The organism is Paraeggerthella hominis, from assembly GCF_021044775.1.
Classification (GTDB): Bacteria; Actinomycetota; Coriobacteriia; order Coriobacteriales; family Eggerthellaceae; genus Paraeggerthella; species Paraeggerthella hominis.
On record NZ_JAJNOQ010000002.1, the window covers coordinates 20,850 to 43,446 of the forward strand.

At 62.5% G+C, this 22,597-nt stretch carries 22 protein-coding genes; 6 read left to right on the top strand and 16 right to left on the bottom strand.

From position 1 onward, the window contains the following. Nucleotides 1-42: 42 nt before the first annotated feature. Nucleotides 43-975: a nucleoside triphosphate pyrophosphohydrolase gene (gene mazG, locus LQE90_RS02325; RefSeq protein ID WP_216529197.1), complete on the bottom strand. Its 933-nt coding sequence runs from the start codon at nucleotides 973-975 to the stop codon at nucleotides 43-45. A gap of 288 nt (nucleotides 976-1,263) precedes the next feature. Then, on the bottom strand, nucleotides 1,264-2,895 hold the full coding sequence (hcp, locus tag LQE90_RS02330) for a hydroxylamine reductase (protein WP_216529196.1): 1,632 nt from the start codon (nucleotides 2,893-2,895) through the stop codon (nucleotides 1,264-1,266). Between the two features lie 151 nt (nucleotides 2,896-3,046). Between hcp and LQE90_RS02335 the strand changes: the two genes are divergently transcribed. From LQE90_RS02335 to LQE90_RS02350, 4 genes are all read left to right on the top strand, one after another. Beyond that, nucleotides 3,047-3,721 (top strand): Crp/Fnr family transcriptional regulator, encoded by a 675-nt coding sequence (locus tag LQE90_RS02335; RefSeq protein ID WP_114566619.1) that lies wholly within the window; start codon nucleotides 3,047-3,049, stop codon nucleotides 3,719-3,721. Next, a complete protein-coding gene (locus LQE90_RS02340; protein ID WP_216529195.1) occupies nucleotides 3,718-4,356 on the top strand; it encodes a cysteine hydrolase family protein in 639 nt (212 codons plus the stop codon). The genes LQE90_RS02335 and LQE90_RS02340 overlap by 4 nt, the downstream gene beginning before the upstream one ends. Nucleotides 4,357-4,370: 14 nt before the next feature. Further along, nucleotides 4,371-5,237, top strand: coding sequence for a TrmH family RNA methyltransferase (locus LQE90_RS02345; RefSeq protein ID WP_216529194.1), 867 nt, complete (start codon nucleotides 4,371-4,373; stop codon nucleotides 5,235-5,237). Between the two features lie 227 nt (nucleotides 5,238-5,464). After that, on the top strand, nucleotides 5,465-5,944 hold the full coding sequence (locus LQE90_RS02350) for a rhodanese-like domain-containing protein (RefSeq protein WP_225749576.1): 480 nt from the start codon (nucleotides 5,465-5,467) through the stop codon (nucleotides 5,942-5,944). Between the two features lie 276 nt (nucleotides 5,945-6,220). On the opposite strand, the gene LQE90_RS02355 is transcribed toward LQE90_RS02350, so the two are convergent. The 10 genes from LQE90_RS02355 to LQE90_RS02400 form a co-directional block, all read right to left on the bottom strand. After that, entirely contained in the window at nucleotides 6,221-6,652 is a 432-nt protein-coding gene (locus LQE90_RS02355) for a universal stress protein (protein WP_114566622.1), read from the bottom strand. A 251-nt stretch (nucleotides 6,653-6,903) separates the two neighbouring features. Further along, a complete protein-coding gene (gene clpB / locus LQE90_RS02360; protein WP_114566623.1) occupies nucleotides 6,904-9,561 on the bottom strand; it encodes an ATP-dependent chaperone ClpB in 2,658 nt (885 codons plus the stop codon). Nucleotides 9,562-9,605: 44 nt separating this feature from the next. After that, nucleotides 9,606-9,998: a heat shock protein transcriptional repressor HspR gene (locus tag LQE90_RS02365; RefSeq protein ID WP_114566624.1), complete on the bottom strand. Its 393-nt coding sequence runs from the start codon at nucleotides 9,996-9,998 to the stop codon at nucleotides 9,606-9,608. Next, on the bottom strand, nucleotides 9,995-10,945 hold the full coding sequence (locus LQE90_RS02370; protein WP_114566625.1) for a DnaJ C-terminal domain-containing protein: 951 nt from the start codon (nucleotides 10,943-10,945) through the stop codon (nucleotides 9,995-9,997). The genes LQE90_RS02365 and LQE90_RS02370 overlap by 4 nt, the downstream gene beginning before the upstream one ends. Nucleotides 10,946-11,064: 119 nt before the next feature. Then, the gene (locus LQE90_RS02375) at nucleotides 11,065-11,817 is read right to left on the bottom strand and encodes a nucleotide exchange factor GrpE (protein WP_114566626.1); all 753 of its coding nucleotides are present in this window, start codon (nucleotides 11,815-11,817) and stop codon (nucleotides 11,065-11,067) included. A gap of 5 nt (nucleotides 11,818-11,822) precedes the next feature. Further along, nucleotides 11,823-13,733 carry a molecular chaperone DnaK gene (gene dnaK, locus LQE90_RS02380; RefSeq protein ID WP_114566627.1) on the bottom strand — a complete coding sequence of 637 codons (1,911 nt, stop codon included), beginning with the start codon at nucleotides 13,731-13,733 and terminating at the stop codon, nucleotides 11,823-11,825. Nucleotides 13,734-14,279: 546 nt separating this feature from the next. Beyond that, complete coding sequence (locus LQE90_RS02385; RefSeq protein WP_114566628.1) at nucleotides 14,280-14,468, bottom strand: ATP-binding protein; 189 nt, start codon at nucleotides 14,466-14,468, stop codon at nucleotides 14,280-14,282. A 210-nt stretch (nucleotides 14,469-14,678) separates the two neighbouring features. Beyond that, a complete protein-coding gene (hypE, locus tag LQE90_RS02390; RefSeq protein ID WP_216529193.1) occupies nucleotides 14,679-15,701 on the bottom strand; it encodes a hydrogenase expression/formation protein HypE in 1,023 nt (340 codons plus the stop codon). Between the two features lie 8 nt (nucleotides 15,702-15,709). Continuing rightward, entirely contained in the window at nucleotides 15,710-16,132 is a 423-nt protein-coding gene (nikR, locus tag LQE90_RS02395; protein WP_114566630.1) for a nickel-responsive transcriptional regulator NikR, read from the bottom strand. An 11-nt stretch (nucleotides 16,133-16,143) separates the two neighbouring features. Next, nucleotides 16,144-16,398, bottom strand: coding sequence for a dynein gamma chain protein (locus LQE90_RS02400; protein ID WP_114566631.1), 255 nt, complete (start codon nucleotides 16,396-16,398; stop codon nucleotides 16,144-16,146). Between the two features lie 116 nt (nucleotides 16,399-16,514). Between LQE90_RS02400 and LQE90_RS02405 the strand changes: the two genes are divergently transcribed. Then, on the top strand, nucleotides 16,515-17,000 hold the full coding sequence (locus LQE90_RS02405) for a hypothetical protein (protein WP_225749580.1): 486 nt from the start codon (nucleotides 16,515-16,517) through the stop codon (nucleotides 16,998-17,000). Between the two features lie 132 nt (nucleotides 17,001-17,132). On the opposite strand, the gene LQE90_RS02410 is transcribed toward LQE90_RS02405, so the two are convergent. The 4 genes from LQE90_RS02410 to LQE90_RS02425 form a co-directional block, all read right to left on the bottom strand. After that, entirely contained in the window at nucleotides 17,133-18,545 is a 1,413-nt protein-coding gene (locus LQE90_RS02410) for a phosphohexomutase domain-containing protein (protein WP_216529192.1), read from the bottom strand. 392 nt (nucleotides 18,546-18,937) lie between these two features. Then, nucleotides 18,938-19,216, bottom strand: coding sequence for a twin-arginine translocation signal domain-containing protein (locus LQE90_RS02415; protein WP_216529191.1), 279 nt, complete (start codon nucleotides 19,214-19,216; stop codon nucleotides 18,938-18,940). Nucleotides 19,217-19,546: 330 nt separating this feature from the next. Beyond that, nucleotides 19,547-20,404: a nucleotidyl transferase AbiEii/AbiGii toxin family protein gene (locus LQE90_RS02420; RefSeq protein ID WP_216529190.1), complete on the bottom strand. Its 858-nt coding sequence runs from the start codon at nucleotides 20,402-20,404 to the stop codon at nucleotides 19,547-19,549. Next, nucleotides 20,401-20,982: a type IV toxin-antitoxin system AbiEi family antitoxin domain-containing protein gene (locus LQE90_RS02425; protein WP_231088170.1), complete on the bottom strand. Its 582-nt coding sequence runs from the start codon at nucleotides 20,980-20,982 to the stop codon at nucleotides 20,401-20,403. Before LQE90_RS02425 ends, LQE90_RS02420 begins: the two co-directional genes overlap by 4 nt. 458 nt (nucleotides 20,983-21,440) lie before the next feature. Here LQE90_RS02425 and galE point away from each other — a divergent pair, with 458 nt between their 5' ends. After that, a complete protein-coding gene (gene galE / locus LQE90_RS02430; RefSeq protein WP_216529189.1) occupies nucleotides 21,441-22,577 on the top strand; it encodes a UDP-glucose 4-epimerase GalE in 1,137 nt (378 codons plus the stop codon). Nucleotides 22,578-22,597: the final 20 nt, after the last annotated feature.

Genomic DNA, 22,597 nt, shown 5'->3' on the forward strand with positions numbered 1-22,597 from the left:
AATGCTCCTTACAACAGTACGCGGTAAAGGTCGTATGATAGCCTACATCGAAGGGCTCGCACCGGCTAACGCAGCCTTTGATTCTTCCCACAGCGCTTCAAGCTCATCGGCGGAAAAGTCCTCGATGCGGCGGCCCTGCGCCCATGCCGCGCCCTCCATGAACGACCACCGAGCGCGGAACTTCGCGCAGGTTGCACGCAAGGCCCCTTCGCCGTCCACGCCCATGCGGCGCGCTACGTTCACCAGGCTGAACAGCACGTCGCCGAACTCGAGCTCGACGGCTGCGGCCAATTGCGCAGCGCGGGGGTCGGCCGCGCTCGCATCGATCTTCCCGTTCGAAGCCTTGGGGGCTGCCGCGTACGCCTCGCGAAGCTCGGCCACCTCTTCGTCCACCTTGGCCCACACGTCCTCAAGGGTTTTCCATTCGAATCCAGCCGAAGCTGCTTTGCGCGAAATCTTCTGAGCCTGCATAAGCGCGGGGAAGCTGGTGGGGACGCCGTCCAGAAGCCCCGAAGGACGAGCGCCGTCGGCTTGCGCGCTTTCGTCCGCCGTTCCTTTTTCGGAAAGCTTCACCTGATCCCACAAATCCAAGACCTCGCCCGCATTGGCGGCCTGGCTCTCTCCGAACACATGCGGATGGCGGCGCACCATTTTCGCATTAACGTCGGAGCATACGTCGTTGATGTCGAACGACCCCGCGTCGGAGGCTATCTGGCTTTGCAGCACCACCTGCAGCAAGACGTCGCCCAGCTCTTCTCGCAGGTGGGAGCTGTCTCCGGCCTCGATAGCATCGACCGCTTCATAGGCTTCCTCGATCATGTTGTGCGCGATGCTCTGATGAGTTTGCTCGCGATCCCACGGGCAGCCGTCGGGCGCGCGCAAGGCAGCGATAGTAGCAACGAACTGGTCAAACGACGGATGCTCGATCGGATGGGCGGCAATGTCAAGCGCGGATTCGCACCGGGATACGGTCATGAGACGGTCCTTTCTGCTGTTCTTCTGCCCAGCAGTATACCCCTCGCCGTCAAAACGAAACCAACGATGCCGCAGGAACCGAAAACGCACGAAAATCAACCGCACGCGACGCGCGGCGGCAGGGCGCGGCAACAGGGCGCACGCCGCACGGCAGGGCGCGGCGACAGGGCGCGGGGTTCGCACGACGCGCCGCATGTCGCACGCGACGCGCGCCCCGCAAGCAATGCGGCCGGGGCTGCGCTCCAACAGCAGCAGCCCCGGCCGCGAAAGCCCTATGCCCTCACCTGCCTACGCCTTCAGAATCGCGGCAAGATCGTGCTCCGGATCGCCCACGGGATGCACGTCGAATTCGCGCACCAGCACGTCAAGCACGGCGGGAGAAACGAACGCCGGCAACGTCGGGCCCAGGTAGATGCCCTTGATCCCCAGGTGCAGCAGGGTCAACAGGATGCAGACGGCCTTCTGCTCGTACCACGACAGAACCAGCGTCAGCGGCAGATCGTTCACGCCGCACTCGAACGCCTCGGCCAGCGCCACGGCAACCTTGATCGCGCCGTACGCGTCGTTGCACTGCCCCATGTCCATAAGGCGCGGCAGGCCGCCGATAGATCCCAGGTCCAGATCGTTGAAGCGAAACTTCCCGCACGCAAGCGTCAGCACGATGCTGTCCTCGGGGGTCTTCTGCACGAACTCGCGGAAGTAGCTGCGCCCGGGGCGCGCGCCGTCGCATCCGCCCACCAGGAAGAAATGGCTGATAGCGCCCTGCTTCACCGCATCGACCACCGTGTCTGCAACTCCCAGGATAGTGCCGTGGCCAAACCCGGTCACAAGCGACGCGTCGGCGCCGGCGCTCTCCCCGCGCGAGCCTTCGATAGCTGCGAATACGCGCGGCTCGGCGAACCCGCCCAGTTCGAGCGCGCGCTCGATGACGGGGCCGAAGTCCTTGCTGCCATCTTCCGCAGCACCGATGTGCGCGGCACCCGGATACGCCACCACGCCGGTCGTGAATACGCGATCGGCATAGGAGGATGCCGGCGGCATGAGGCAGTTCGTGGTGAACAGGATGGGTGCGGGCAGCTCCGCAAACTCGTCGCGCTGGTTCTGCCAGGCCGTTCCCAGGTTCCCCTTGAGATGCGGATACTGCTTGAACAGCGGATACGCATGCGCGGGAAGCAGCTCTCCGTGCGTGTAGACGTTCACGCCGCGGCCAGCCGCCTGGTCGAGCAGCAACTTCAAATCATGCAGGTCATGACCGGTTGCCACAATAAACGGACCCGCTTCCACCGTGCGCGACACGGTGGTGGGCTCGGGGGTGCCGAACGTTTGCGTGTTCGCCTGGTCGAGCAGTTCCATGCAGCGCAGATTCACTTCGCCTACCATGAGCGCCAGCGGCAGCAGCTCGTCGGCCTGCGCAACGGCAACCCCCTCAAGCCCCTCGTGCATGAACGAGGACACGGCTTCGTCCCGATACCCCAAAACCGCAGCATGATACGCATACGCGGCCATCCCGCGCAAGCCGAACAGCACAAGCGACCTGAGCGAGCGTACGTCTTCCAGATCATTCCAAACTTCACGCAAGTCCAGGTCGGGAGCCTGATCCATGCCCGCATCCGCAGCTATGAGCGCCTTCTGCGCGCGAGCGAGCCGTACAAGCGATTCCAGCTCCGCATCGTCGAAGTCCACGTTCGTCAACGTGGCGAACAGCCCTTCCATCACCAGATCGTCGGCCGCGCGGCGAGCATCGCCCGTCACGCCCGCCGCACGCACCGTACGCGCCAGGCCCACGAGCGCGCCCGTCAGCTCGTCTTGCACCTGGGCGGTGGAAGCTTGCTTGCCGCACGCTCCCGCAGCGCCCGTGCAACCGCTGCACCCTATGGTCTGCTCGCACTGGAAGCAAAACATTGCATTCGCATCCGTCATTGCTCTTCCTCTCTTTCGAGGGTCCGCGCCTCCCTCGGTCCGCAGCATGCGCCGCGAAACCAGAACGCGCTCGCCCGCTCTCGTCTTGCGTAGTTGCAACCCTACGACACAACCGCTATGCTTTCCGTTGTAATTCCAACAAAGGAGCACAATGGACCGCTACGCCCATCTGATCAACCGCTCGCCCCTGTTCCACGGCATCGATCCGCAGCACGTCGACTCCATGCTGCAATGCCTGGGCGCGCACCAGCGCAGCTACCCCAAAGGATCGGCCGTCTTTCGCATAGGAGACACCTCGTCGACCATGGGCTTGGTGCTGGAAGGGTCGGTTCGGCTCGAAAAAGAAGACTGGTGGGGAAACCGCAGCATCCTTGCATCCTTCGGTCCGGGGCAATCCTTCGGCGAGGTGTACGCCTGCGAGCAGGATCTTGCCTACGACATCAACGTAATAGCCGCCGAGGAAACAACGATCCTGTTCATGGACGTAGGCCGCGTTACCACCATGTGCCCCACCTCCTGCGCGTTCCACGCGCAGCTCATTCGCAACGTGCTGGGCGTGGTAGCGCGGCGAACGCATGCGCTCACCCGCAAGATCGAGCACACGTCCAAACGCACAACGCGGGCGAAACTCTTGTCGTATTTGTCCGACCAGGCCGAGATGGCCGGAGGGCATCGGTTCACCATCCCGTTTGACAGGCAAGAGCTGGCCGATTACCTGTCAATCGACCGCAGCGCCATGTGCGCCGAGCTTTCCCGCATGAAGCGGGAGGGCTTGATCGATTATCATAAAAGCCAATTCGAAATCACCCGAGGGAGCGCCCTATGATCAACCCCCGCACCGCCGCATTGCTGATCATCGACATGCAGCATGGATTCATCGACGCGTCATCGTCTTTGTGCGTAGCGGGCGCAGCCGCCACGGTGCCCGCCTGCGCCCGCGCGCTGGATGCGGCCAGGCGCAGGGGGATGCCCGTGTTTCACGTGGTGCGCTCGTACGCCGAAGACGGATCGGACGTGGAAGCCTGCCGACACGAAGCGTGGGCCGAAGGCGGCAAGCCGGTATCGACCGCATGCGCAAGCCCGCGCTCGCTTGAGGAACCGGCGCCGCTCGCGCCGCAACCGGGCGACCGCGTGCTGGTGAAGCCGCGCTTCTCGGCGTTCTTCAACACGTCGCTCGACCTGACGCTCAGAAGGCTGGGCATCACCACCGTGGTCCTCACGGGCACCACCACGCCGAACTGCATCCGGACCAGCTGCTACGACGCGCTGTCGCTCGACTACAACGTGGTGGTCGTGGAGGACTGCACGTCATCGCGCTCCCCCGCCGTGCAAGCGGCCAACATCCAGGACATGGCCCACATCGGGGCGCACATCATGACGTGCGAGGAGTTCTGCGACCGCGGCTTGGCCGACGTTCGCGACACGGCAGCCAACGCGCGCGCAGCGCAGCGCAACGCTTAAGGAAGAAGGTACCCATGCCCCTGCTAGAGATCGACGTGCTCGAAGACCCCCGGCTCGACGCGTACGCGCGCCTGACCGAAGCGCAGCTGCGCAGCAAGCTCGAACCCGAGAAAGGCATATTCATCGCCGAGTCGGGAAAGGTCATCGAGCGAGCGCTCGAAGCCGGCTTGGAGCCGCTGTCGATGCTCATGGAGGCGAAATGGGTTCCCGCTTTGCAGCCCGTCATCGATCGCATCGCCCTCGATCACCCCGAGGTGCCCGTGTTCGTCGCACCGCACGACGAGCTGGCGAAACTCACCGGCTTCGAGCTGACCCGCGGTGCGCTGGCCGCCTTCCGTCGCCCCAAGCCGCGCAGCGTTGCCGACGTGGTTGCCAACGCTCGGCGCATCGCGGTGCTCGAAGACATTACGAACCACACCAACGTGGGAGCCATCTTCCGCTCCGCCGCAGCGCTGAACTTAGATGCGGTGCTGGTCACGCCCTCGTGCTACGACCCGCTGTACCGGCGCGCCGTGCGCGTTTCCATGGGAACCGTGTTCCAAGTACCTTGGACCCGCATCGGAGACGATGACGCCGCCCGAGCAACGGGCCACAGCACCTGGGCGGAAGAGGGCGTCCCCCTGCTGCACAGTTTGGGCTTCAAAACGGCCGCCATGGCTCTTTCCGACGACTCCGTATCGCTTGACGACCCCGCTCTTGCCACCGAGGAAAAGCTGGCCATCGTGCTGGGAACGGAAGGCGACGGCCTTTCCCGCAGCACCATCGCACGCTGCGATTACACGGTGCGCATCCCCATGGCCCATGGCGTGGATTCGCTCAACGTAGCTGCGGCGAGCGCGGTAGCCTTCTGGGAGCTGCGCGCACGTCCGTCGGCGCGCTAAAGCCAACGACGAGCCGCAAGCCGCATCGCCAGCACCGCGCCAGCGGGGGATCGCCCGCGCGACAACCGCTCAAGCACAGGAATCGCTCGGCCGCCGCAAACGAAAGCATGCGGCACCTATGAATTCCATAGTCATTCGCTATTGTTTTATTGACTCCCCAATCTGTACTTGCTAAAGTTACAGTTATTGCACGTACATACTGTACCGGCAGATAAGGAGCAAGGACCGTGAACCTTCGAACGAAACGCCTCGGCCTGGCACTGAGCCTTGCCGTCCTTGCAACAGCAGGGCTGCTGGCGCTTGTCGCCTGCTCGAACCCGTCGTCAACCCAGGAAGGAACAAGCATGGAGCGCACGAGCGAATCCGACGCATCATCCAACGCGCATCGAACCATAGATTCCATCGAGGCCCAAGGCTTGATCGAGCAAGGAGGCGTCACCGTAGTCGACGTGCGCACACCAAAGGAATACGCCGAACGACACATCCCCGGTGCCATCAACATTCCCGTTGAGACCATCGGCGACCAGCAACCCGCCGAACTGACGGACCCGGATGCCGAGCTGCTGATCTATTGCCGCTCGGGAGTGCGCAGCAGGCAGGCCGCCGAGAAGCTGGTATCGCTGGGGTACAAAAACGTAACCGACATGGGAGGCATCATCGACTGGCACGGGGAAACAGTTGCAGGTTCCCAACCGAACGGCAGCTAGATTCCAAGGTTACAGGTTCGCCTTGCAGGGCCGTGCGCGTCCCGCTCAAGCAGACACGTGGACGGGTATGGGCAAACTGTTCCGCACGACCAGCTGCGGGAAGCGCACGGCCCTGCGAGGCGAACATAATGCCCGAACCCATGATGCTGAACCACAGGATTGCGCCACAACGCCGCCGATGCATGGCGAGTGCCGACCCACCATGCACGAGCCAGAAAAAAACGTGCGGACGGGGCAAGCCGTCCGCACGTTGGCGAATCCATGCAAGAAGTGCGCTTACTTTGCAACCAGCACCGGAATCTTGGAGCCGTGCAGTATTTTGTGGCTCACGCTGCCCAAGTACTCTTTAAGGCCGCTCAAACCGCGATTCCCCACAACCACCAGGTCGTACTCGCGCTGATCGACCAGTTTGAGAATTTCGGTGGCAGGGTTCGTGCCTGTCAGCAACAAGGAGTCGATGCGAGCCGCCACGTCCTCGCGCACGTCCGCAACCGCTTCGGCCAGCAAATCCTCCCCGTCGGAAATCATCATGTCGAGAATCTCTTTGAAGCTGGCCATCTGGCTCTCGTCCAGCAACGGGATGGGAACGACGTACGCGATGTCGATATGCACCGCGGGATTGACTTCGGCCAAGCTGACGGCCATATCCAGAGCGCGGCGTCCGCCCTCGGATTCGTCGAACGCAACAAGCAGGTTGTTCACAGCCATAATCGGCCCCCTTTCGGTCGCGGCAGGCCCTGAGCCCACCGCCTCTGCTTCCCCTTCAGTATAAGACTTTTTCCCTACTCTGACCACGGAAAACAGGTAACGTGAGCGTAGCGAAAGCAATTCGGGAAATCCACCTGCTCCCCCACCTTGCCGCCCTGCCCCCAACCTCCGTCCCGCCGCCTCGACCGGCCCTGCAACCGCGAAGGGCCCGGCAATGCCGGACCCTTCGCTCGTTCGCATGAAAAGATACGCTAGTCGATAGGCGTCGCATCCAAGGTCAAGCTGTCGAAGTCCAGGGGATCTTCAACCGTGCATTCGTAGTTGCCGTCCTGGTCGATGCCGATCAGCACGTGGCTGCGGTCGCGCAGATTGCCCTCGACCACCTTTTGCGCGATACGGTCCACGATCTCGCGCTGGATGAGGCGCTTGAGCGGGCGCGCTCCGAAGATGGGATCGTAACCGTCGATGGACAAGTGCTCCATCGCGGCAGGCGTCACATCGAGCGTGATGCGACGATCCGCCAAACGCGCGCGCACTTCCTCAAGCTGCAGATCGACGATAGGCTCGATGTTCGTCATGTTGAGCGCGTTGAACACCACCACGTCGTCGATACGGTTGATGAACTCGGGCCTGAACGTCGCGCGCAGCGCGCCGTCGATGGCCTGCTTCATAGCCTTTTCGTCGCCATGCTCGGCAAATTCGCGAATGAACTGCGACCCCACGTTGCTGGTCATGATGATGATCGAGTTCTTGAACGACACCACGCGGCCCTGCCCGTCCGTCAAACGGCCGTCATCGAGCACCTGCAGCAAGATGTTGAACACGTCCGGGTGTGCCTTTTCGATCTCGTCCAGCAAAATGACGCTGTACGGCTTGCGGCGCACGGCCTCGGTCAATTGGCCGCCTTCGTCGTAGCCCACGTATCCCGGAGGCGCGCCGATCAAGCGCTGCACGCTGAACTTCTCCATGTACTCGGACATGTCGATGCGCACCATGGCCTTCTCGCTGTCGAACAGGTATTCCGCCAGCGCCTTGGCCAGCTCCGTCTTGCCCACGCCCGTCGGGCCCAGGAACAGGAAGCTGCCGATGGGGCGGTCCGGGTCGGACAGGCCCGCACGGTTGCGTCGAATAGCACCGGCAACCGAGGACACGGCCTCGTCCTGGCCCACCACGCGCTCGTGCAGCTTATCCTCAAGGTCGACCAGCTTCGCCATTTCGCCCTGCATCATCTTCTGCACGGGGATGCCGGTCCAGGTGGACACCACTTCGGCAATCTCGTCGTCGGAGACTTCCTCTTTCAGGATAGCCCCGTCCTGCTGCTTGACGTTGAGCGCTTCCTCGGCGGCATGCAGCTGCTGCTGCAATGCGGGAATGCGCGCGTAGCGAATTTCGGATGCCTTCACTAGATCGCCCTCGCGCGTGGCGCGCTCCTCTTCAAGCTGGGCGCCTTCCAGCTCCAGCTTGAGGTTCTGCACGCTCTCGATCGCGTCCTTCTCGTTCTGCCATTCGGCCTTGCGCTTGTCCAAGTCCTCACGAGCCGACGCGATTTCACGGCGCAGCACGTCAAGACGCTCGCGAGAAGCCTCGTCGCTCTCCTTCATGAGCGCCTGCTCTTCGATCTGCATCTGCGTGAGCTTGCGCTCGGCAGCGTCGACCTCTTCCGGCATGGAGTCGATCTCGATGCGCAGGCGGCTGGCAGCCTCGTCCATGAGGTCGATGGCCTTGTCGGGCAGGAATCGATCGGAGATATAGCGGTTCGAAAGCTCGGCCGCGGCAACGATGGCGCTGTCGGTGATGCGCACGCCGTGATGGATCTCGTACTTTTCCTTAAGGCCGCGCAGGATAGCGATGGTGTCCTCGACCGTAGGCTCGCTGACCAGCACCGGCTGGAAACGACGCTCCAAAGCGGCGTCCTTCTCGATGTACTTTCGGTACTCGTCAAGCGTGGTCGCGCCAATCGCGTGCAGCTCGCCGCGGGCGAGGGCGGGCTTCAGCATGTTGCCCGCGTCCATGGAACTGTCGCCCGTGGAACCGGCGCCCACGATGGTGTGCAGCTCGTCGATGAACAGGATGATGCGGCCTTCACTCTGCTTGACTTCGCGCAGCACGGCCTTCAAGCGATCCTCGAACTCGCCGCGGTACTTGGCGCCGGCCAGCATCGCGCTCAGGTCCAGCGTGATGATGTCGCGATCCTTCAAGCTGGAGGGGACGTCCCCTGCCACGATGCGCTGCGCCAGACCTTCGACGATGGCCGTTTTGCCCGTTCCCGGCTCGCCGATGAGCACGGGGTTGTTCTTCGTACGGCGGCTCAGCACCTGTACAGTGCGGCGGATTTCCTCGGCGCGGCCGATCACCGGGTCCAGCTTGCCTTCGCGCGCCTGCTGGGTCAGGTTCTGGCCGTACTGCTCCAACGCCTCGAACTGCACTTTATTCTGCTGGTCGGTCACGCGCGTGTCGCCGCGCAGCTCATCGTAGGCGGCTTCGATGGTCTTGCGCGTTACGCCCGCCACGCTCAAAACCTTGCCCGCCGCGCCCTTATCTTCAGACAGGGCAATCAGCAGGTGCTCGCTTGTAGCGTAGCTGTCTCCCAGCTTTTCGGCCACCTTCACCGCATTGTCGATCACGCCCAGCAAAGCGGGACCGGGAATGCCGCTCATCATCATGTTGCTGTTGGAGCTGACCTTCGGCATGCGCTGAATCTCGGCATCCACGTTGGCAAGCAGCTGGAAAGGCTCCGCGCCAATGCGCTTGATGATGGCGGACAGATTGTTTTCTTTCGATTCGAGCAATGCCTTCAGCATGTGGATCGGTTCCGCCTGGGAGGCCTCGGCTTCAGAAGCGATCACGATCGTCTGCTGAAGCGCCTCCTGCGCGCTGAGGGCCAGCTTGTTCAAGTTGCCCATGTTCATATACGTTCCTCCTTCGCTTTCGTCTATGGCAAAAGCAGGTCTAGCTAGGGTAGCTGTCGAAACGAGGGCGGCAGGTCGGAAACGCGCACCAGGGCGCTGACGCTCTCGCGCGTTTCCAGCTCGTGCACGCGGTCGGCCAGGCGGCGAACGCGTTTGTGCAGGTCGTCAAGTTCGTTGTCGCGCTCGTCAAGGCGCCCCTGCAAATCCAGAATGCGGATGACGCCTGCCAAGTTGATACCCTCGCCCGTCAGCTCGTTAATAAGCTCCAGGCGTTCGATGTCCGCTTGCGAGTACATGCGGGTGTTGCCGCTGGTGCGCTGCGGAGACACGAGGCCCTTCTGCTCGTAAGCACGCAAGGTCTGGGGATGCACGCCAGCCAGCTGCGCGGCCACGCTGATCATGTACAGCGGGCGGTTGCGGTCGGTACGTTCGCTCATTGCGCCCAGCTCCTCACGTCTTCCGTCGTCGCAGCCAGGTAATCTTCCATAGCCTTCTTCTGGCCTTCGTTCATTTCCTTCGGAACCAGCACCTTGACGGCAATTTTCAGATCGCCCGAGCCCTCGCCCTTCACCTTGGGAGCGCCCTTGCCGCGCACGGTCAGAACGGTGTCGTCCTGCGTGCCGGCGGGAACCTTCACGCGCACCTTCGTGCCGTCAGGCGTGGGAACCACCACGCTCGCGCCCAGCGCCGCCTCGGCCACGCTTACCGGCACGTCCATGAGCACGTCGGCGCCCTTGCGGCTGTAGTAGGGATGCTCGTCGATCTTGGTGGTGATCAGCAAGTCGCCCGATGCGCCGCCGTTTTCGCCCGGACCGCCCTTGCCCTTGAAGCGCAGACGACCGCCGTCGACGGCGCCGGCCGGAATCTTCACCGTCAAGGTTTCCGATTCGCCGCGGCCCGGAACGCGCACGGTCACACGCTTCTCGGCACCCGAAAACGCCTCGTCGAACGTCACGTTCAACGTCACGTTCATGTCCTGGCCCTTGCGCGGGCGCGGCTGGCGGGCGCCGCCGAAACCGGAGCCGTTGAAGTCCCAATCGGAACCGAAGGCCCCTTCTCCGTGGCGAATGCTCTCCAGAATATCGGCCCAGCTGCCGAAGCCACCCGCGCCGCCGCCGAAGATGTCTTCGACGTTCACGGCACCGCCGCCCCAGCCTTGGGGAATATGGTTCTCGTTTGCCGTGCCGTACTGGTCGTACAGCTTGCGCTTCTTGTCGTCGGAAAGAACCTCGTACGCCTCGTTGATCTCCTTGAACTTCGCTTCGTCGCCGCCGGCGTCGGGATGGTGCGTTCGTGCCAGCTTGCGGAACGCCTTCTTTATCTCATCGGCCGTCGCCGTGCGTGGAACGCCCAGCGTCTTGTAATAGTCGGGAGTGGCCGACATGCGCTCCACCTTCCTTTCAATGTGAGGAGGCCCACGACATCGCGCCGAAGCCTCGCTGTTACCTGTTCATCATTAAGCAAAAGCGGGCTACCGTATGGTGTCGCCCGCTTACCGTTGCTTTACTTCTTTTCCGCGTCTTCCTGCGGCTTTTCGCGTTTTGGTCCGCCGGTGGTAACGGTCACCATTGCGGGTCTCAAGACCTTTGATCCCATCTTGTAACCCTTTTGGTACACTTCGCTCACCGTTTCGTCGGGGACGCTTGCGTCATCGACCGTGGCAACCGCCTGGGCTTCCAGCGCATCAAACGCCTCGCCCGCCGGATCGATAACCTGCACGCCGTCCTTCGTCAGCACGCCGACGAACTTCGCATGCACCGCCTTCACGCCGTCGAACAGTCCTGTTTCACCGTTCTTGGCTGCGTAGTCGATAGTGCGCTCGAAGTCGTCGATGACGGGGATCAGCCCGGAAACAAGCTTCTCCGTAGCGCGCGCTTTCTCGACTTCGCGCTGCTCGGTCGTGCGGCGACGGTACGTATCCCACTCGGCATGCAAGCGCATGAACTTGTCCTGCCACTCGCGCGCTTCCGCCTGGGCCTGGGCGACCAGCTCGTCGTTGGTCGGCTGGGCTTCCGCAGCAGCCTCGGCGCCTTCGGCCGAAGCCGCTCCAGGGGCGCCGCCCTCGGCCGATCCTTGCGGATCGACCGGGACAGCATCGGCCACGGCGTCGGAAGAGGAGGGGGCGCCGTCGCCCGCGTTGGCATCGCGTCCCTGCTGCTGAGACTCCTCGGCAGCAGCGCGGACGTCTTCAATGGGGATCTGCTTGCCTTCGCCTTGCGCCGCGCGCGCCGGCGAGGGTGTGCTCGGCTGGGCCATGGCGATTACTTCCCTTCCTTCGTGTCGTCGTCTTCGACAACCTCGTAGTCAGCTTCAATGGTGTCGTCGGCAGGAGCCGTCTCAGCGGCAGCCGCACCGGCACCGGCAGCGGCGCCCTCGGTGGAGTACACGACCTCGGCCAGCTTGTACCCGGCCTGCTGCATCTTCTCGGTCGCAGCCTTGATGGCATCCATATCGGAGCCCTCCAGAGCCGTCTTCGCCTCGGCGATGGCCTCTTCGGCAGCAGCCTTCACGTCAGCCGGAGCCTTGTCGCCCACTTCGGCCAGCGTCTGCTCGGTGGCGTTCACCAAAGCGTCGGCGTTGTTGCGGATCTCGACTTCTTCCTTGCGCTTCCTGTCCTCTTCAGCATGCTGCTCGGCATCCTTCACCATGCGCTCGACCTCGTCGTCGTTCAGCGCGGTGGAGCCGGAGATGGTGATCTGCTGCTGCTTGCCGGTGCCCAGGTCCTTGGCCGACACGTTCACGATGCCGTTGGCGTCGATGTCGAACGTAACCTCGATCTGAGGCACGCCGCGACGAGCCGCGGGGATGCCGGTCAGCTGGAACTTGCCCAGCGTCTTGTTGTCGCCCGCCATCTGACGCTCGCCCTGCAGGACGTGGACCTCGACCGACGTCTGGTTGTCCGACGCGGTGGAGTAGATCTCGGTCTTGCGGGTCGGGATGGTGGTGTTGCGGTCGATCATCTTGGTCATCACGCCGCCCATGGTCTCGACGCCCAGCGAAAGCGGGGTCACGTCCAGCAGCAGGATGCCCTCGACGTCGCCAGCCAGCACGCCGCCCTGGACGGCAGCGCCCATGGCCACGACCTCGTCCGGGTTCACGGACATGTTCGGGTCCTTGCCGGTGAGCTTCTTCACGATGTCCTGCACGGCGGGCATACGGGTGGAGCCGCCCACCAGAATGACCTCGTCAAGGTCGCCGGACTTGAGGCCCGCGTCCTTGAGCGCGCGCTCGACAGGGGTGCGAACGCGATCCAGCAGGTCCTTCGTGATGCGCTCGAACTCAGCGCGGGTCAGCGTGTAGTCCAGGTGCTTCGGGCCGGACGCGTCAGCCGTGATGAAGGGCAGGTTGATGTTGGCCTGCGTGGTGGAGGACAGTTCCATCTTCGCCTTCTCGGCGGCTTCCTTCAGACGCTGCAGAGCCATCTTGTCGGCACGCAGGTCAATGCCGTTTTCAGCCTTGAACTTATCAGCCATCCAGTCGATGACGCGCTGGTCCCAGTCGTCGCCGCCCAGGTGGTTGTCGCCTGCGGTAGCCGCAACCTCGAATACGCCGTCGCCCAGCTCGAGAATGGACACGTCGAACGTGCCGCCGCCCAGGTCGAAGACGAGGATCTTCTCGTCCTTGTTGGTCTTGTCAAGGCCGTAGGCCAGCGCAGCGGCCGTCGGCTCGTTGATGATGCGAAGCACTTCGAGGCCCGCGATCTTGCCGGCGTCCTTGGTGGCCTGGCGCTGAGCGTCGTTGAAGTACGCGGGAACCGTGATGACCGCCTGGGTCACCGGGCCGCCCAGCTGCTTCTCGGCGTCGTTCTTGAGCTTCTGCAGAACCATGGCGGAGATTTCCTCCGGCGTGTAGTCCTTGCCGTCGATGTCGACGACCGCGCGACCGTCCTTGCCCTTCTGGACCTTGTAGCTGACGGTCTTCTGCTCTTCGCCCGTCTCGTTAAAGGAACGGCCGATGAAGCGCTTCACGGATGCAACCGTGTTCTCGGGATTGGTGACGGCCTGGTTCTTCGCGGCCTTGCCCACCACGCGCTCGCCGTCCTTACGGAAGCCTTCGACGGACGGCGTGGTGCGGTCGCCCTCGGCGTTAACGAGGATTTCGGGCTCGGAGCCCTCCATCACGGCCATGGCGGAGTTCGTGGTGCCCAAGTCGATGCCTAGAATCTTACCCATTATCATGCTTCCTCTCTGTTGGAGTTTGTAACCAATGTTCACGTGTCAGCAGTTGTTGTATTCGCATGCAATGCGCGCTCGGGAGCGCGCGGTCGTCAGCAAGGACCAAGCAAAAGGTGCTGCCTCGACGCTCAATCCGCTTTCGATGTTTTGGAATATATAATCTAAGTCTTTGGTTGTCAAGTTAGTTACCAATTTGTCACACAAGTTATTTCAACACGCCAACTATAGACACCGCAGCAACTCCTTCAGGGGCAATTCGGCACTTGTTACGCAGCATGCACGCACCTGTTGCAAGGCCGACGCTTCCGACAAGTTCACAAGACCGCGGACCAGCCCGCGAAGCAACGGCGCAGCCCGCGCAAGAATGAAAAGCCGGGCGCGAAGCGGCGGCAGCACCGGCGGCCAGAAGCGCCGGGGCAACCGGATGAAGACCCGCCGATCGAAAGCGTTGCGCGCCTAGCGCCGAACGCAAAAAAGCTCCCGCCTCCTACGAAGGAGACGAGAGCTTCAAATTCGCTCAAGCGAGCAGTCCGAGTGAGGAAGTTACTCTTCGACAACCTCGGGAATGGCGCCCATGGGGCACTCTTCAACGCAATCGCCGCATGCGATGCAGGCGTCCTCGTTCACGACCTCAGCGACGCCGCCAACGACTTCGAGCACTTCCTGCGGGCACGCATCGACGCAGATGCCGCAGCCGATGCACTCATCGGCTTCGATAACCGGGTGAGCCATGATAACACTCCTTCTCGTCTTTAAAGCAACCCAGCGCCAAGGCCGGAGGGCTTCCCCAAAACTTCATGCCCGCAAGATACCATTATTCCCGCCGATTGCAAGAAAAAATGGTGAAATTCTCAGGGTGCGGCGCGAAAAGCGCCGTCGATTTACCATCGACAACCGCGCGGCGCTTTCAAGTCCCGCTTCAACAAGAACGGCTTCGAATATCTAGCAAATTCTGGGCAGTTGTTCCCCCACCAGCATGTCGAGAATGCGCGTGCCGCCGAAAGCCGTGCGCAAGAACACCTTGGAGCCGCGTTCCGGCTGCGCAGCGGAAACCTCTCCGATCATGGCGGCGTCGGCACCGTAGCGGTTCGCACGCATGGCAGCCAACGCGGCTTCGGCCTGATCGGCGGCTACCACGCACACCATTTTGCCCTCGTTCGCCACCTGAAGCACGTCGTAACCCAGCATGTCGCACGCGCCCTGTACGGCAGGCTTTACGGGAACGGCATCCTCTTCGATCGTGATGTCGGTCCCCGACTGCGCCGCAAGCTCGTTCAGCGTAGACGCCAAACCGCCGCGCGTAGGGTCGCGGAAGCAGCGCGTAGAAGGAGCCGCCGCAAGCACGTCGGCGATCAAATGGTTGAGGGGCGCGGCGTCGCTTTCCAGGTCAGCCGAGAACGAAAGAGATTCGCGACAGCTCATGATGGTGATGCCGTGATCGCCCAAGGTTCCCGTGACCAGCACTTTATCGCCAGGCTGGCACCGCGACCCGCCCAGGTCGATGCCTTCGGAAAGCGTGCCCACGCCCGAGGTGTTGATGTACACCCCATCGCCATGACCGCGGTTGACCACCTTCGTGTCACCGGTGACCAGCGCAACGCCCGCTTCGCGAGCGCATTCGGCCATCGATGCACAAATGCGCTTCAAATCCTCGATGGGAAATCCCTCTTCCAGCACGAATCCGCAGCTCAGATAGCGTGGCGTTGCGCCGCTTGTAGCCACATCGTTCACCGTGCCGCACACGGCCAAACGACCGATATCGCCGCCGGGGAAAAAATGCGGAGTAACCACGAAGCTGTCGGTTGAAAACGCCAAGCGCTCGCCCGGAGCAGGGGCGGGCAGCACCGCCGCATCGTCACCGCGCAACAGCTCGTCTCCGGCGTACGCCGCGAAGAAAACTTCGTCTATGATGCGTTTCATCATGGTACCGCCACTGCCGTGGCCCAACATGACCGTCGTGTCCATACTGCTCCCTACATATACTGCCCGGTCGTAGTTACGACCAGACGACCGTTCTGCACGCCCTTCGTGCCCAGAATAAGGTTCGCGATATCCTGCACCAAGCCTGTTTCACCGCGCACCACGATGACCTCCAGGCAATTGTGCGCATCCAGATGGACGTGCATCGAGGAAACGATTTCCTGAAAATACTCGTGCTGGATGGCGTGCAGCTTCTCTTGCAAATCGCTTGCATGGTGATCGAACACGATGGTGATCGTGCCCACCACCTCAACGCCGGGCGTGGAGCATTCGTCTTCCACCAGCGCATCCCGCACCAAGTCGCGCACGACTTCGCTGCGGTTCTTCGCCAGGCCGCGACGCGCTACCAGCTGGTCGAATCGAACAAGCAAATCCTCGGGCATTGCAACCGAGAACCGCATGAGATCATTGCCCATGGATGCTCCGCTTACACCAGGCTGACGGTAACGCCGCCCGCCGACTCGGCGTCGTCCTCAAGGGCGTCCTTGGCCTCGTCGAGCAACGCGCGCACATCGTCGAGCAGCGCCTGCGCCGCATGCAGCTTCTCGCTGACAGTAGCGTAGCCGGCATCGCCCGCCGTATGCCCAAGGGAGTGCGCCCAACGGCGCTCCAGCTTAATATGGTCGTCGATCTGGTCGATCATCTGCTCGAACTGACCCGTGTTGATACCGTTCGTGCACATAGCGAGCCTCCTTTATCGTACGGCAACCGCCCCTTGCAGGAAGCGCGGCGCAAGCTGCCCGTTTCTTGCTATCATGATTGTTATACGGCGAACCAGAATGGACCGCAAGGGACAGTGTGAAAAAATCTGCAAACGGTAACATGTACGAGGTCGCATTGGATGAAGCGTGGGAGCTGTTCGGAGCCCACCTGAGCGGCGCGCGCTCGGGGCTCGTGTGCGTGCTGAGCACGCAACAGCTTGACGAGCGCAGTCGCAATGCGCTGAACAGCTCCGCCGCAGCCCTCGGGTACGGGCGCGATGCCTGCCTGTTCGCAACGTTAGCCCCCGAGGGAACGCCCCTTGACAGCCAAGCGCTGTTTTTGCTGATCGAAGGCGTGGACCCGCTCTGCCTTGTCGCAACCGACGAGGCCGCTCTTAAGGCGCTTTGCGAGACGTACCGATGCAAAGCCGTTCCGGGAAAAGCGAGCCGCGTTTTCGGACGCACCTGCGTGGCGTTCCGGTCGTTTTCCCGCATGCTCGACGACGGCCAAGAAAAACAAGTGGCCTGGGCCCTGCTCAAGAAGCTTCCCAAACGGGGCGACGCAAAAGGGCGGGACCGGTAAAGCCGAGCGAGGCGGAGGGGCTACGTCACCGACCTTGCCCCTCCGCCCTATCTCGTCTTACCGGTCCCGCTTCCCATCGGGAGAGCCGGCCGAAGCCGGCCCTCCTTGCAACGCGAAACGCGTCCTCGAAAATTAAGCCGTCACCACTTCCGCAGCAGCAGCAAGAAGATCGCGCACCTCGTCCACGGTTTCGGCTTCGGCGTAAATGCGCACGAGCGGCTCGGTGCCGGAGGGGCGCATCATCACCCATGCATCGCCTTCCAGGTAAAACTTCACGCCGTCGCGACGATCGACGTCGACGACCTTTTTCCCGCACACGTTTTCGGGTGCGTAGCTCGGCACGATGTTCGCGCGGAAATTCGCCATCTGCTCGTCGGTGATGGTAAGACCCTGGCGCTCGAACTCCAGCTTGCCCACCTTCTGGAACATGTCGTCCACCAGCTGGCCCAGGCTCATGCCGCGCTGCGCCATGGTTTCGCACAGCAGCAACGCCATGAGCAGGCCGTCGCGCTCCATGACGTGGCCGGGAATGCCGATGCCGCCGGACTCCTCGCCGCCCAGCATGACGTCGCCCTTCTCCATCTCGGCGTAAATCCACTTGAAGCCCACGGGCGTGCTGGTCAGCTCCAGGCCCAAGCGCTTGCACTGGCGAGCCAGCATGGCCGACGCCGTGATGGTGGACACAACGCGGCCGGAAAGGCCCTTGTCCTCGGCCAGATGCGACGTAATCAGCGTGATGATGCGGTGCGGGTTCACAAAATTGCCGTGCTCGTCCACCGCGCCGATACGATCGGCATCGCCGTCGTTGATAAAGCCGGCATCGTAGCCCAGTTCGGGAACCTTCGCCAAGCAGCGGTCAACCCAGGGCGGAATGGGCTCGGGGTGCAGCCCGTCGAACGTGGGATCCTCGGCATTGTTGATCTCGCACACCTCAACGCCCAGATCGCGCAGCAGATTCGCCAGGTACAGGCGACCCGCTCCGTACAGCGGGTCCACCACCACGCGCAAGTTGGCGCTGCGGATAGCCTCGACGTCAACGCGCTCTTTCAGCGTAGCCAGGTACGGCGTCATGAGATCCACCGTCTCATACGTTCCGCGAGCTTCAAGAGGCTCGTCGACGAACGCCGCCTCCACGCGATCGGTGAAGTCCTTGCCCGCCGCGCCGCCGTCGGCCATGCGCAACTTGACGCCCAGGTATTCAGCCGGGTTGTGACTGCTGGTGAGCATGATGCCGCCCACCGCGTCGGCGTCCTGCGCCACGGACCAGCACAGCGTGGGCGTGGGGCAGTAATCCTGCGTCAGCTTGACCGCAAAGCCCTGCGTCGCAGCAACCTCGGCCGCCAACTGCGCGTAGGCATGCGCATCCTGACGGCAATCATGACCGACGATCAACGTGCCCGGCGCGTCAGCCGGTCGGCCGGCCGCCACCGCGTCTTCCTTGAACATACGAGCGGCCGCGTCCACGACGCGCACCAGGTTATCGCTCGTGAAGTCTTCGCCGATGATAGCGCGCCATCCATCGGTGCCGAAGTGAATGTCTGCCACGAAACTTCCTTTCCTTATGGGTGCCGAAGCGCAAAGCGCCCGGCCACGTGCAAGGCATACTGCTGTTCATTATAGACAAATCGGCATCGATCGGACCAAGCCAACGCAAAAGAGGCGGATGAGAAGGCGCTGCTGCTTCGAGGAACTGCTTCGCGGCGGCGGGATTTGGCCGGCCAGCCGCCCCGGCCCAAACGCAAGCGCAGACCGCGGGGGAGGCGGTCTGCGCTTGGACGAGTGAAACGAGGAAACCGGAGAAGTTGGTCGTTTCATCACGTAGTACTTTAACGGCAATATTATCCTTTGTCAAGGATAATATGAAATAGAGGGAACATTGTCCGGAAACGCGCCTGGAAACAAACCTCGCTTGAACTGTCGACGTAATCTCCGAAGCCTCACGCCACGAGGATGGGTCCGGCGAAGGAATCATCTGCTATCCTGTGATAATTGATGTCCGCATCGGCGATGGGCGCAGGCGGGATTTCGAAGGCCCACTTACGCTGCGCCGTAGCAGCGGTATTGTACGACTCGCCCTCCGGTACGCCGGCATTGGCGGCTTCCGCATCCTTGTCGGCTTTGCTCGCTGGCGAGCACGCCGCCAACGTAGCCGCGCCTACGGCTCCAACAGCCGTGACCGCCGCTCCCTTCAGAAAGTTCCTGCGATCGAGCTCCATGCTGTCACTCCCTTCCGTGCGAGAATCGCGCCTCCCTCCGGCGCTCCCCTTCCCCGCAACGCTTCACACCCTATCCCGACAGCGCAACGCTCTGCATCCCCCGTTGAGGGGGCACCTGGGAAAACGCGCGATTGGCCCTTTTTCGGGGGATAGTCGCAGCTGCAAGAAAACAAGCAAAACGGGAGCATTGGTTAGGAAAAACGAATCGAGTGTCGCCTTCCTCGCCGATACGAAGAGAAGCCCTCATTTCCTCGGCCGATGCAAAAGCGCCCGGTTGTTCCCATGTTGGTCTTTCCGCGAATGTCGACGCGGATACCATCTCGCATGCTTTTAGCCTCGGGGGCTGGCGCGGAGCACGGCGAGAGCTCTCTTCGCCGTCTCGCAACACTCCCGGAGGCATATTCCTTCAGCGTATGGGTTCTTCCTCACGTACTTCGCCCACTGCGCCAGCATGGCCGCGTCGCCGGCGACATCGTCGAGCACCTCGGCCCAGCGGACGATAGCAGCTTGGCTGCCCCTCTTCTCGCAAGTCGACGCCAGGGCATCCCCCAATGTCTCCATGTCGACATCGTCGCCCTTGGCACCCAGTAGAACGTGGACGTCGTAGAAGTCGCGCGGGCGGGTGTTGGCGACGCCACGGGAGACCACGGTCTCGAGCTTCTCCGCGAGCACGGTCTCGATCGGATATGCCATCAGGCTGATCTCGCCCTCCCCGAACAGCAGCGGATAGCTGTACTCCACTGCATCTGGCGTGATCCTGTCCCCGGTGGTAACGTCGACCGTCAGCGGAACGGACATGGGCGCGTAGTTTGCCCTGAGGTGCACGCGGACGCCCGGATAGTCGTCGGCCTCGCGAACGTCCTCGGTCCTGTCGAACTCGAACTCCCAGTCGTCGTCCGCCTGGACCGCCATGATCTCGCGGAATGCCCTCTCCGCGGACTCGTGGGTGAGGGCGAATCCCCTGACCGTCGTGTCCAGGTCCATGGTGGTCCTGGAGCTGACGCCGACAAGGGACGAGATGAGCACGCCGCCCTTGATGACGACGTTGTCCCTCCACGCCGATCTGGAAAGGCGTTCGAGCAGCCTTTCCAGGAGGTAGTTCTGCATAAGCGCCTGGGCGGGGATGCCCGCCTCCTTGGCCATGCTGTTCACGCGGGCCTTGAGCTGCATCGCGTTTTTCGTCCTCACAGCAGCACCTCCAGGTACGTGCGGATCTTCCTTTCGACACCGAGCCTGCGGGCATACTCGACGAGCTTCGCAACGTCTCGTTCGGGGCTTCTCGCATAAGCCTGCATCGCCGGGGTGACAACTTGCGAGTCCACCGTGCCTTGGCCCCTGACCAGGTCGCAAAGCGTCCTCTCCAGGTCGTAGGCCCTGACAACGTTGCCGTGCTGGGTGGTGAGCTCCGTGAGTCCGAGTTCGAGCACCTCGTCGGCGCAGGTGCGGCAGACTATCCCCGCCTCCCTGGCAGGCGTGGCATTGTAGCCTCTTGGGAATGTCATGGTGAGGAAGAAGGGCGCACGGTCGGTCATGCCGTGCAGGAACAGTGCCGCGTCATCGGAGAAGACGCCGCGAGCGAACCGATACTGAGCGACGAGGTAGGGGTCCTCCCAGGTTTCCGGGAGTGCGTAGAGACCGCGCTCGATCTGCACCAGCTCGCCCTTGCCAACGGCCTCGGCGAGTTTCCTCCTGGGGATACCGGCGGCCGTCGCCTGCGATGCGGACACGTAGCCGTTCTGGCCTTTCGCAATCTCGACTAAGATCATGGCCACCCTCTTTCCAAAATGTACATCTATGCTGAATATTATTGCATATTAAGCTTGATAGTACAATTCAGCACAACAGAACGATACCTCCTACGAAGAAGAACTCCGCAACATCCGGCGCCGTGGCGCAATGCCAACTCGTACCGCCTGCGGCAACGGAAATTTGCAACCAATACAAAAGACAACGAACAGCAAAAAGGGGCCGCCCTATGTTAGACGAAAGCATCAAGGCTCTCCGGAAGGCAAAGGGGCTTTCCCAGGAAGAGCTCGCCGCACAACCGACGCCGACAATTCCGCCGCCAGCACGGCAGCGGCACAACAAGGGCATGTTGCTTTGGCGGGTTCGAGGAAAAACACGCCCGCAAGCTGGTATTATGAACATGCGAGAAAGCAACGCCTCGCACGAAAGACGAACTGAACGGATGCGCACGCGCTCATCCACGGGAGAGGAGACAGCCATGGCGAACAGGAACCTTGCCAAGAGCCACGAGGAAACTTGCGTGCTCGTCACGGGAGGCGCCGGGTTCATCGGTAGCCATACGTGCGTGGAGCTGCTGAATCAAGGATACCGCGTGGTCATCGTCGACGACCTGAGCAATTCGAGCGCCGTCGCGGTCGACCGCGTTCGCAGCATCACCGGACTTGCCGCCGACGACGATCGCTTGGCATTCTACGAAGCAAACATCCTGGACCGCAGCGCCTTAGCCGCCATCTTCGAGGAAAACGAGATAGACGCCATCATCCACTTTGCCGGATTCAAGGCCGTAGGCGAAAGCGTGCAAAAGCCGCTCGAATACTACTGGAACAACTTCGCGGGCACGCTGGCCCTGTGCGAGGTCGCGCGCGACCATGGCGTGAAGAACATCGTATTCTCGTCGAGCGCCACCGTGTACGGCGAGCCGGAGTTCATTCCCATCACCGAAGATTGCCCGAAGCACGACGCGACCAACCCCTACGGCTGGACGAAAAGCATGCTCGAGCAGGTGCTGACCGACCTGTACGTAGGCGACAACGAATGGAACGTCGTGCTGCTTCGCTACTTCAACCCCATCGGTGCGCACGAGAGCGGCCTGATCGGCGAAGACCCGAAGGGCATCCCGAACAACCTGCTGCCGTACGTTGCGCAAGTTGCCGTCGGCAAGCTGGAATGCGTCGGCGTGTTCGGCGACGACTACCCCACGTACGACGGCACGGGCGTGCGCGATTACATCCACGTAGTCGACCTGGCACGCGGGCACGTGGCAGCGCTCGATTGGATGGGCGGCAAAGTGGGCACCGGCAAGGCGAGCACCGCGGGAACGCTGGCCGGAACGCCGGCAGAGGACGGAACGCGCCGCGGCGTGGGCATCTTCAATCTGGGCACCGGCACCGGGTCGAGCGTGCTCGACGTCGTGCACGCATTCGAGCGTGCGTGCGGCAAGAAGCTGCCGTACGAAATCAAGCCGCGCCGTGCAGGCGACGTAGCGGTGAACTACGCAGCTTGCGACAAGGCGCGCGAAGAGCTGGGATGGGTCGCGCAGTACGATCTGGACCGCATGTGCGCCGACAGCTGGCGTTGGCAGTCCACGAATCCCGACGGTTACGCCACCGCATAGCGCACCGCAGCAAAGAAGGG